This window comes from Desulfomicrobium macestii (assembly GCF_014873765.1).
In the GTDB taxonomy this organism is placed as follows: Bacteria; Desulfobacterota; Desulfovibrionia; order Desulfovibrionales; family Desulfomicrobiaceae; genus Desulfomicrobium; species Desulfomicrobium macestii.
The window spans coordinates 57,669-65,593 of the sequence record NZ_JADBGG010000025.1 but is presented as its reverse complement, the minus strand read 5'-3'; the positions used below and the strand labels follow the sequence as shown (position 1 = coordinate 65,593).

The window sequence follows — 7,925 nt, the reverse complement described above, 5'->3', positions numbered from 1 at the left end:
GAAAAGCAAGTTCAATATACCGATATCATTGATTTATTTCAAGTGCAAAATGTTTCAAAACTGTATATTCAATGCAACTTTTTCACGGATTCAGGGTATCATTCATGAAAGCCGTAATCCTCGCGGGTGGTCTCGGTACCCGCATTTCAGAAGAAACGCATCTTAAACCCAAGCCAATGATAGAAATAGGTGGGAAGCCTATTTTGTGGCATATAATGAAGATATATTCTTGCCACGGAGTTAATGATTTCATAATCTGTTGTGGTTACAAAGGATATATTATTAAAGAGTATTTTGCGAATTATTTTCTTCATATGTCTGACGTTACGTTTGATATGAAAAAAAATGAAATGGAAGTGCATTGTCGACATGCAGAACCTTGGCGGGTTACTCTTGTTGATACAGGTGAAAATACCATGACTGGTGGTCGTCTCCGTCGCGTTGCTGATTATGTAAAACATGATGAGTCATTTTGCTTCACATATGGAGATGGCGTTGCAGACATCAATATTGCGGAGCAAATTAAATTTCATAGACAGCATGGTTGTTGGGCCACAGTGACAGCCGTGCAGCCACCCGGCCGTTATGGAGCGTTGCAAATTTTTGGCGATCAAGTTGTTGGATTTACAGAAAAACCTCGTGGAGATGGCGGCCTGATTAATGGTGGTTTCTTCGTACTTAAGCCCCGATGTTTGGATTTGATTGAAAACGACCAAAGTAGTTGGGAAGGCTCTCCGCTCAGTCACCTGGCCTCCATGGGGCAACTGATGGCTTTCGAACATTGCGGGTTTTGGCAGCCAATGGACACATTGCGCGAGAAAAACTTGCTGGAAGACCTTTGGGTTTCCGGAAAGGCACCCTGGAAGGTCTGGTCGTGAAAACTCAGTTTTGGTGCGGCAAACGCGTTCTGCTGACCGGTCATACGGGATTCAAAGGCGCTTGGCTGACTTTATGGCTCAGTGGAATGGGCGCGCATGTCACTGGTATTAGCCTGCCTCCGATTTCCAGTCCAAACCTGTTTTCTCTGGCTGAGGTCAGTGATCGTTGTGATAGCCATTTCTGTGATATTACGGACGGGGTTGCCCTTCATGACCTGGTTCAGCGCGCGAAGCCTGATATTTTGTTCCACTTTGCCGCCCAATCGTTGGTCCGTCCCAGTTACCGCGAACCGATCGCGACTTTCGCGACTAACGTGATGGGAACTGTCAATGTTTTGGATGCACTTCGGGGTTTGGATTCAATTAAGGCCGCGATCATGATCACTACGGATAAGGTTTATTACAACAATGAATGGTCTTGGCCTTACCGGGAGAGCGATACACTGGGTGGGCACGATCCCTATAGCGCGAGCAAAGCTGCCAGCGAGATTGTCGTTACTAGCTACCGTGATGCATTCCTGAGACAACAGGGAGTTGCGGTCGCCACTGCTCGTGCCGGTAACGTCATCGGCGGTGGTGACTGGTCAGAGGATAGGCTCATCCCTGACGCTATCCGGTGTTGGCAGTCCGGCCAGGCATTGACGGTTCGCCGACCGCAGTCGGTTCGACCTTGGCAGCATGTTTTGGAACCTTTGTCTGGATATCTCACTCTGGCGGAGCACCTTTATTGCCGACCTGAAATTGCCGGGGCATACAATTTTGGCCCCGAAACGCATGAGGCGGCGACAGTCAGGGAAATAATCGAAATGGCCCGCATGTTTTACGGTGAGGGCATCGTTCAGTATGGCGATGGGTCTGATGGGCCGCACGAAGCTGGTTGCCTAGCTTTGGAAATTGCTAAGGCTAGAAACGTGTTAGGCTATAAGCCCCGTTGGCCTTTGAAGGAGGCTGTTGGGCGCACCGTTGTCTGGTATCGCAGGCAGCATCAAGGTGGGCGGACGGATGTTTTGTGCGAACAGGAAATTGCCGCATTCGAGGCTGCGCAATGACTCGCTTGGAAATTTCGCATTTACCCCTGGACGGACTGAAACTCATTACCCGTCATCGCTTGGGAGATGCTCGCGGCTCTTTGGCAAGACTGTTTTGCGCTGAAGAGTTGGCGTTGGCTGGCTGGGCTGAACCCATCGCGCAAATCAACCATACGGTCACGCCGAAGATCGGCACTGTGCGCGGCATGCATTTTCAGCTTCCACCTTATTCGGAAATGAAGCTGGTGACATGTTTGCGCGGCGAAGTTTATGACGTGGCTGTTGATTTGAGACAGGGTTCCGCCACATTTCTTTCCTGGCATGGTGAAATACTATCCGCCGACAACAACAGATCTATGATCATTCCTGAAGGGTTCGCGCATGGTTTTCAAACGTTGACTGACGACGTCGAACTCCTCTATTGCCACACCGCTCCTTATGTTGCGGGGTTTGAGGGCGGAGTGCGGGCCATCGATCCATTGCTTGGCATCGTTTGGCCAATGAAGATCGCATTGATATCTGAGCGAGATTCCGCTCATAATTTACTAACAGACTCTTTTACGGGTATTTTTGTATGAATTGTCGCCATTGCGGGGCTCCGCTCCAGCACACCTTTCTTGATCTTGGATTTGCTCCGCCCTCCAATGCGTATCTCACCGTCGAGGATTTGAGCCGTCCGGAAGTTTACTACCCGCTCAAAGTCAAGGTTTGTGACCAGTGTTGGCTGGTGCAAACCGAAGATTACGCCAAGGCCGGAGATCTCTTTTGTCCAGACTATGCGTATTTTTCCAGTACTTCGAGCAGTTGGTTGGGCCACGCGGCCCGCTATGCCGCAACCATGCGGGAGATGCTTGGCTTGGATTCGTCCAGCTTCGTGGTCGAGGTGGCGTCGAATGATGGTTATTTGCTCAGGAATTTTGTTGCCGCCGGTGTTCCTTGTCTGGGGATAGAGCCGACTGAGAGTACTGCGGCGGCAGCTGAGAAGTTTGGCATACCTGTCCTACGGGAGTTTTTTGGCGAAGCGCTTGGTCAGCGATTGAGTGCCGAAGGGAAGAAGGCGGATCTCGTTGTTGGCAATAATGTTTTGGCGCACGTGCCGGACATCAATGATTTTGTGCGTGGTCTGAAAACAGTGCTTAAACCCTGCGGAATAATCACCCTTGAATTCCCTCATTTGATGCGTCTGGTTGAGCACACCCTGTTTGATACGGTTTACCATGAACATTTTTCTTACCTTTCGCTTTACACCGTCAGCCGGATTTTTGAGTCAGTGGGTTTGCGAGTTTGGAATGTTGAAGAGCTGTCAACACACGGCGGTAGTCTACGTGTGTATGGTTGTCATGCTGACGATAGCCGAATAAGCCAGCCTTCGGTGGCAGCCCTGTTGCACGATGAGGCAAGTCATGGTCTTCAGCGTCTGGAATCATATCTGGATTTTCAATCCCGTGCCAATAAGATTAAGGATGATATACTTACTTTTCTTATCAATCAAAAGTGTGCGGGAAAAAAAGTTGTCGGTTACGGCGCAGCCGCTAAAGGGAATACGTTGTTGAACTACGCAGGGGTAAAACCTGATTTGCTGCCGTTCGTATGTGATGCAGCAGAGTCCAAACAGGGAAAATTTATGCCTGGAAGCCATATTCCTATTTTAGATCCTGAAGCAATGGTCGCCGCGCAACCCGATTTTGTGTTGATTTTGCCGTGGAATATCGTCGAAGAAGTTCAAAAGCAAAATTCAGCACTTAAAGAGCGTGGTGCGCAATTCGTAACTGCATTGCCTGCGCTAGTAATCTTATGAAGCGATCAGGCAGCTGAAGGCTATGGAGATTTAAGCGCTTTTTAAATACGTATGTGGGCGTCTTTAAAGTTTAGCAATAGGTTAAGAAGTTGTAATGAAAGTATTAGTCACAGGTGCTACGGGGTTTATAGGTAGACATTTGACGATGTTGCTTAAGTCTAAGGGTGTTGATTTTGTGGTGTTGGGGCGAAATTTTGTGGAAGAAAACGGAATTCGAGTCGATTTGCTTAACACCCAGAATTTTGTCGAAATTATGGGTAAAATTAAGCCCACTCATTTAATTCATTTAGCATGGTATGCAGACCATGGTAAGTATTGGGATTCAGCACTCAATATTGAGTGGATTCGAGCTACATTCTATTTGCTAGATGCCTTTTATAAAAATGGTGGTGAGCATGCTTTGGTCACAGGGACTTGTGCAGAATACGATTGGCGTTATGGATATTGCGTGGAAAATGTGACTCCAGAAGGTCCAAAAACATTGTATGGAGAATCTAAATGTGCAACTCGTCGAGTTATCGAGTTGATTAAAAATCAGTATAAAGGGACATTGACATGGGCGAGAATATTCTATCCTTATGGAGTTGATGAGGCACAAGCTCGATTAGTGCCTTCTTTGTTTAGATTTTTTCGTACAGAAGAGGCTCCATTCGGTGTTAACAGTTGTGCATATAGAGATTTTTTACATATTTCGGATACCGTCGATGCTATTTATCTTTGCGCTACGAATAAAATCGATGAGATTATAAATATTTGCTCAGGCAAAGCAGTCTTAATCGAAAGTATTGTTCGAGAAATTGCAAGCATTTGTGGGAATAATGCAGATAAAATATTAAAATATGAATCGATAAGAAAAGATGATCCTCCGTTTCTTGTTGGAGATAATCAGAAATTGCGTGCACTTGGTTGGACTCAAAATGTAAGTCTTTGCGATGGACTTCTAACATATTAAAGTGGAAAAAATATATGAGTTGCTACGATAGCTTTAAACGTGAATGTGCGCATTTTATCAACAGTCAGGCTGCGGATAATAATCTGAAAGATGCGAGCAAAAATTTTATAAACTACTCTTTTGTTTACAAGTATCCATACAACTTTGAACACATGGGGCGCCCTATAATTCAGTACCCCCAAGACATGGTGGCGATGCAGGAGTTGATATGGCAAACTAAGCCTGATCTAATAATTGAAACCGGCATTGCCCACGGGGGCTCGCTGATCATGAACGCCTCTATGCTGGCGTTACTCGACATGTGTGAGGCGATCGAGTCAGAAACTACCTTGGACCCTAGGCAGTCGCGGCGCAAGGTCTTAGGCATTGATATCGACATCCGATCCCACAACCGCGAAGCCATTGAGCTGCACCCGATGGCTTCGCGTATACAGATGATTGAGGGGTCTTCTATTGAGCCGGAAGTAATCGATCAGGTGTTAAGAGTGGCGGCAGGCTATGAGTGCGTTCTGGTCTGCTTGGATTCCATGCACACTCATGATCATGTTCTGGCGGAACTGAATGCCTATGCTCCCTTGGTAACTCCGGGTAGTTATTGTGTGGTTTTTGATACTATTATCGAAGACATGCCTGAAAATATGTTTCCTGATCGACCATGGGGCGTTGGGAATAGTCCAAAGACAGCGGTTTGGGAATATCTTAACGATCATCCTGAGTTTGAAATCGACAAAAGTATCCAAAGTAAACTATTGATAACAGTTGCCCCCGAAGGGTTTTTGAAACGGACTAAGTAAGCAATCCATGGCGCTTAAGCGTAACCTCGTAGCTAACTATCTTGGCCAGGGCTGGGCGGCTCTTATGGGCTTGGCCTTCGTGCCGTATTACATAAAGCTTCTCGGCATTGAGGCTTACGGATTGATCGGACTGTTTGCGGTGTTGCAGGCGTGGCTGAGCCTTCTTGATATGGGTATGACACCTACGCTGGGGCGGGAGATGGCGCGTTTCACTGCGGGCACTCACAGCAACGAATCGATCCGCGACTTATTGCGCAGCATTGAAATTATTGCCGTGGTGGTGGCCGTCCTGATCGCCGGTGGCGTTGCGCTGGGGTCGGACTGGATAGCTACTTCGTGGTTGAAAGCCGAAGCGCTGCCCAGCGAGATGGTGGCGCAGGTCTTCACAATCATGGGCTTGGTCACAGCGCTGCGCTTTGTGGAAGGAGTGTACCGTAGTGCCATCGTCGGTCTGCAGAGGCACGTGTTGTTCAATGTCGTAAATAGCGTCATGGCCACCCTACGCGGCCTTGGAGCTTTGGGAATTTTGGTTTGGGTATCCCCGACCATCGGGGCGTTTTTTCTGTGGCAGGGGGGGGTCTCGCTTGTGACATTGGCACTTCTTTTTGCCACAACTTACGCCAGTATTCCTGAAGGCGAGCGAAAAGGTCGTTTTTCTCTGGATGCTCTGCGATGCGTGTGGCGCTTTGCAGGGGGGATGGTAGGCATCACTATCCTGGCCCTGTTGCTAACTCAGGTCGATAAGATTCTGCTTTCGAAACTTTTAACTTTGCGTGAATTCGGCCACTATACACTTGCTGGCGCTGTTGCAGGTGCGCTGAGCATGTTGATAGGTCCTATTTTCCAGGCCTTTTATCCGAGGTTCTGCGAACTGCAGGCCCACGGCGATACGTTAGCGCTGGCCGATAGTTACCACAAGGGTGCGCAACTGGTGAGTGTCATTGCTGGAAGCGCCGCCATAGTGCTAATTTATTATGCTGAGACATTTCTCTTGCTATGGACGCAGGATGCAGAATTGTCGGAAAATGTGGCAGTTTTATTGAGTTTGTTGATTTTTGGCAATTTGTTGAACGGTTTACTGGGAATCCCTTATCAAATGCAGTTGGCCCATGGTTGGTTGCGTTTGGCTATTTATGTCAATTCGGTCGCTGTACTTTTCATCATTCCCGCCATTCTGTGGGTCGTGCCTCGCTATGGGGCGTTGGGTGCGGCTTGGATCTGGGTAGCTCTGAATGCAGGATATGGCTTAATCGCAGCACAATTTCTGTATCGACGAATCATGAAAGCAGAGAAATGGCGGTGGTACAAAGAAGATGTACTGACACCCTTGCTCGTTGCGACATTTGCGGTTGGAATAGTCAAGATCTTATGGCCGGCACCTGAGACTTTGAGCGCGCAGGTATTGGTGCTTGCATTCGCGTCCTCTCTCGCATTGGGCCTTAGTGGGTTAGCTGCAAATCGTGTTAGACAAGAAGTACGATCTATTGTTGGATCTGTGCTGGATAAATTCAACAGAAAGCTAATGTTTTTTAAATGAGAATAGTTTCTTCGACGTTTGAAGTGGAATTCATGAAGCCACCATAACTTGAATCGGGGCGCGATCAGGTAGACTATGGTGATTTCACGCAAGGAGGCCCGTCCGATTCATTATCTCAGAGTGGACGAAAAAGCATTCCGCAAAGGGCACTCCCACATGACCATCGTCTGCGACCTTATGCGCAGCACGGTCGAGCATGTATCCGAAGAGCGGAAGAAGAGCAGCCTGGAGGAATATTACCGCAGGCTCTCGCCAGGCCAACTGGAATCCATACGGGCCATCGCCATGGATATGTGGGAACCATATTTCACGGCGACCATGGCGCATGTGCCGGATGCCGGAGCCAAAATCGTCCACGACAAATTTCATGTCATGAAATACGTGAACGAAGCCGTGGACAAAGTGCGTAAGCAAGAAAATAAAGCTCTGATGGCTCAGGGCGACAATACCCTCAAAGGGACCAAGTACCTTTGGCTGTTTCGCCCGGAGAACTTGCCTGCCAAGCATCAGCCAACCTTCGATGTCCTTAAGGCCAGCGATCTCAATGTGGCCAAGGCGTGGGCCATGAAAGAGAACTTACAGTCATTGTGGGACTATATGTCTCCTGGATGGGGACGCAGATTCTTCAAGCGTTGGATAAAATGGATTGATCGTTCCGGCTTGAAACCAATGAAGCGGGTGGGACAGTTACTTTTGCGGCATCTTGAAAATATCCTGACTTTCTGCCGCCACCGGATCACCAACGGCGTCGCCGAAGGGTTGAACAGCAAGATCATGAGCATCAAGCGAAAGGCGTGTGGGTACAGCAACAAGGATCATTTCAAGACGGCGATCTATTTTTTCTGTGGTGGACTCGACCTGTATCCAAGGTCAGTTTGAACACGTTACCCACAGATTTTCCGGAAGGGCCAAATTTTTCAGGATCGACTATCTAAGCT

At 48.1% G+C, this 7,925-nt stretch carries 7 protein-coding genes and 1 pseudogene; all 8 read left to right on the top strand.

Features of this window, described 5'->3' with window-relative positions; translation table 11 throughout:
- The first annotated feature begins 104 nt into the window (after window positions 1-104).
- The gene (gene rfbF, locus H4684_RS15100; protein ID WP_192624390.1) at window positions 105-878 is read left to right on the top strand and encodes a glucose-1-phosphate cytidylyltransferase; all 774 of its coding nucleotides are present in this window, start codon (window positions 105-107) and stop codon (window positions 876-878) included.
- Window positions 875-1,927 carry a CDP-glucose 4,6-dehydratase gene (rfbG, locus tag H4684_RS15095; RefSeq protein WP_318779648.1) on the top strand — a complete coding sequence of 351 codons (1,053 nt, stop codon included), beginning with the start codon at window positions 875-877 and terminating at the stop codon, window positions 1,925-1,927. Before rfbF ends, rfbG begins: the two co-directional genes overlap by 4 nt.
- Window positions 1,924-2,484, top strand: coding sequence for a dTDP-4-dehydrorhamnose 3,5-epimerase family protein (locus H4684_RS15090; protein ID WP_192624388.1), 561 nt, complete (start codon window positions 1,924-1,926; stop codon window positions 2,482-2,484). Before rfbG ends, H4684_RS15090 begins: the two co-directional genes overlap by 4 nt.
- Window positions 2,481-3,704 carry a class I SAM-dependent methyltransferase gene (locus H4684_RS15085; RefSeq protein ID WP_192624387.1) on the top strand — a complete coding sequence of 408 codons (1,224 nt, stop codon included), beginning with the start codon at window positions 2,481-2,483 and terminating at the stop codon, window positions 3,702-3,704. Before H4684_RS15090 ends, H4684_RS15085 begins: the two co-directional genes overlap by 4 nt.
- Window positions 3,705-3,798: 94 nt before the next feature.
- Window positions 3,799-4,656: an NAD-dependent epimerase/dehydratase family protein gene (locus tag H4684_RS15080; RefSeq protein WP_192624386.1), complete on the top strand. Its 858-nt coding sequence runs from the start codon at window positions 3,799-3,801 to the stop codon at window positions 4,654-4,656.
- Between the two features lie 14 nt (window positions 4,657-4,670).
- A complete protein-coding gene (locus tag H4684_RS15075) occupies window positions 4,671-5,450 on the top strand; it encodes a cephalosporin hydroxylase family protein (RefSeq protein WP_192624385.1) in 780 nt (259 codons plus the stop codon).
- 7 nt (window positions 5,451-5,457) lie between these two features.
- Window positions 5,458-6,987 carry a lipopolysaccharide biosynthesis protein gene (locus H4684_RS15070; protein WP_192624384.1) on the top strand — a complete coding sequence of 510 codons (1,530 nt, stop codon included), beginning with the start codon at window positions 5,458-5,460 and terminating at the stop codon, window positions 6,985-6,987.
- 81 nt (window positions 6,988-7,068) lie between these two features.
- Window positions 7,069-7,866 (top strand): annotated as a pseudogene (locus tag H4684_RS15065) (ISL3 family transposase); the annotation flags it as partial.
- Between the last annotated feature and the right edge of the window lie 59 nt (window positions 7,867-7,925).